Here is a 2,740-nt window from a genome sequence, read left to right as displayed (position 1 = left end):
AAGTACGACGGCAGCCAGAACATCATCTCCAATGCGTCGTGTACGACGAACTGCCTTGCGCCGCTAGCCAAAGTGCTGCACGACGAGTTCGGCATCGTCAAGGGTCTGATGACCACCATCCACGCTTACACCCAAGACCAGAACCTGCAGGATGGGCCGCACAAGGATCTGCGTCGCGCCCGCGCCGCGGCGCTCAACATCGTCCCGACGTCCACCGGCGCCGCCAAGGCAATCGGTGTGGTGCTGCCCGAGCTGAAGGGCAAGCTGGACGGCTACGCGCTGCGGGTGCCGATCCCGACCGGTTCGGTCACCGATCTGACCGCCGAGCTGTCGAAATCGGCCAGCGCCGAAGAGATCAATTCGGCGTTCAAGGCCGCGGCGGAGGGCAAGCTCAAAGGGATTCTCAAGTATTACGACGCACCGATCGTGTCCAGCGACATTGTCACTGACCCGCACAGCTCGATCTTTGATGCCGGGCTCACCAAAGTGCTCGACAACCAGGCCAAAGTGGTGTCCTGGTACGACAACGAATGGGGCTATTCCAACCGCCTCGTCGATCTGGTCGCGCTGGTCGGCAAGTCGCTCTAACCGTGAGCATCCCCACCCTTCAAGACCTTCTCGCACAAGGCGTTTCGGGTCGCGGTGTGTTGGTGCGCTCCGACCTGAACGTGCCGCTCGACGACGGCGTGATCACCGATCCCGGCCGTATCATCGCCTCGGTGCCAACGCTCAAGGCGCTGGTCGACGCCGGCGCCAAAGTGGTGGTAACCGCGCATCTGGGACGGCCCAAAGGTGAACCCGAGCTGAAACTGTCGTTGGCGCCCGTCGCTGCCGCGCTCGGTGAGCACCTGGGTCAGGATGTGGAGTTGGCCGACGACGTCGTCGGCCGTGATGCGCGGGCCCGCGCGCAGCGTCTGGCCGACGGGGATGTCCTACTGCTGGAAAACATCCGCTTCGACCCGCGGGAAACCAGCAAGGACGACGGGGAGCGGATGGCGCTGGCCCGAGAACTCGCCGAATTGGTCAGCGGCCCAAGCGGATCGACGGGTGCTTTCGTGTCCGACGGGTTCGGGGTGGTGCACCGTAAGCAGGCCTCGGTGTATGACGTCGCCACCCTGCTGCCGCACTACGCTGGCAAGCTGGTCGCTGACGAGGTCAGCGTGCTCGAGCGGTTGACCAGTTCGACGCGGCGGCCCTATGCCGTGGTGCTCGGAGGTTCGAAGGTTTCCGACAAGCTCGGCGTCATCGAGCAACTGGCCACCAAGGCGGACAGTATCGTCATCGGCGGCGGCATGTGCTTCACATTCCTTGCCGCGCACGGTCTTTCGGTTGGCAAGTCGTTGCTGCAGACCGAGATGATCGACACCTGCCGCCGATTGCTCGACGAATACGCGGACGTGCTGCGCCTACCGGTGGACATCGTGGTGGCCGACGAGTTCGTGGCCGATTCGCCGCCGCAGGTTGTCGCCGCCGATGCGATCCCGGACGGCAAGATCGGGTTGGACATCGGGCCGGGATCGGTGACCCGTTTCAGCACGCTGCTGTCCAACGCCGAGACCATCTTCTGGAACGGCCCGATGGGGGTCTTCGAGTTCCCGGCGTTCGCCGCCGGCACCAAGGGCGTCGCGGAGGTGATCGCCAAGGCGACTGCCAAGGGCGCGTTCAGCGTGGTCGGTGGCGGCGACTCCGCCGCCGCGGTGCGCGCGTTGGGCCTGCCCGAGGACGGGTTCTCGCACATCTCCACCGGCGGTGGGGCGTCACTGGAATACCTTGAGGGCAAGACGTTGCCCGGTCTAGAAGTGTTGAGTACCTGAGCTAAGGACGCCGATGAGCCGTAAGCCGCTGATAGCCGGCAACTGGAAGATGAACCTCAACCACTTCGAGGCGATCGCGCTGGTGCAGAAGATCGCGTTCTCGCTGCCGGACAAGTATTTCGACAAGGTCGACGTCGCGGTGATTCCGCCGTTCACCGATTTACGCAGCGTGCAGACCCTGGTCGACGGCGACAAGTTGCGGCTGACCTACGGCGCCCAGGATGTGTCGCAGCACGACTCCGGCGCCTACACCGGTGAGATCAGCGGGGCTTTTCTGGCCAAGCTGGGCTGCAGCTACGTCGTCGTCGGTCACTCCGAGCGACGCACCTACCACGACGAGAACGACGCGTTGGTGGCCGCCAAGGCCGCCGCCGCGCTCAAGCACGAGCTGACCCCGATCATCTGCATCGGGGAGCACCTGGAAGTCCGGGAAGCCGGTGAGCACGTCGCCCACTGTCAGGAACAGTTACGTGGATCGGTGGCCGGGCTGTCAGCCCCGCAGATCGCCAAGGTCGTCATCGCCTACGAGCCGGTGTGGGCGATCGGCACTGGGCGGGTGGCTAGCGCCGCCGATGCTCAGGAGGTGTGCGCGGCTATCCGCAAGGAGCTGGGCGCGCTGGCCTCAGCGCACATCGCCGATACCGTCCGGGTGCTCTACGGCGGCTCGGTGAACGTCAAGAACATCGGCGACATCGTCGCGCAGGAGGACGTCGACGGCGCCCTGGTCGGCGGCGCGTCGCTGGACGGCGAGCAGTTCGCGACGCTGTCCGCTATCGCCGCCGGGGGTCCATTGCCGTGACCGGTGGGGCAGACGGGGCTGCTGGGGCGTTTCGAGTTGACGGCCCGCCGGATGGCATTTAGCTTAACGAAACCTGATAGAAATACAGGGCCGTTAAGTTTTGGTGGTTAGGCAGCTCTACCAACGT

The 2,740-nt window shown here is 64.8% G+C and carries 3 protein-coding genes; all 3 read left to right on the top strand.

The annotated features are described in order from the left end of the window. On the top strand, positions 1 to 588 hold a 588-nt coding region (locus VEI45_RS13300; RefSeq protein WP_324853880.1), incomplete at its 5' end, for a type I glyceraldehyde-3-phosphate dehydrogenase. A gap of 2 nt (positions 589 to 590) precedes the next feature. Then, the gene (locus VEI45_RS13295) at positions 591 to 1,814 is read left to right on the top strand and encodes a phosphoglycerate kinase (protein WP_324853878.1); all 1,224 of its coding nucleotides are present in this window, start codon (positions 591 to 593) and stop codon (positions 1,812 to 1,814) included. 13 nt (positions 1,815 to 1,827) lie between these two features. After that, positions 1,828 to 2,613 (top strand): triose-phosphate isomerase, encoded by a 786-nt coding sequence (gene tpiA / locus VEI45_RS13290; RefSeq protein WP_324853876.1) that lies wholly within the window; start codon positions 1,828 to 1,830, stop codon positions 2,611 to 2,613. Positions 2,614 to 2,740: the final 127 nt, after the last annotated feature.

The organism is Mycobacterium sp. (assembly GCF_035623875.1).
GTDB lineage: Bacteria > Actinomycetota > Actinomycetes > Mycobacteriales > Mycobacteriaceae > Mycobacterium.
Note: the sequence above shows the minus strand (reverse complement) of the source record. Positions and strands in the feature narration are given on the sequence as shown.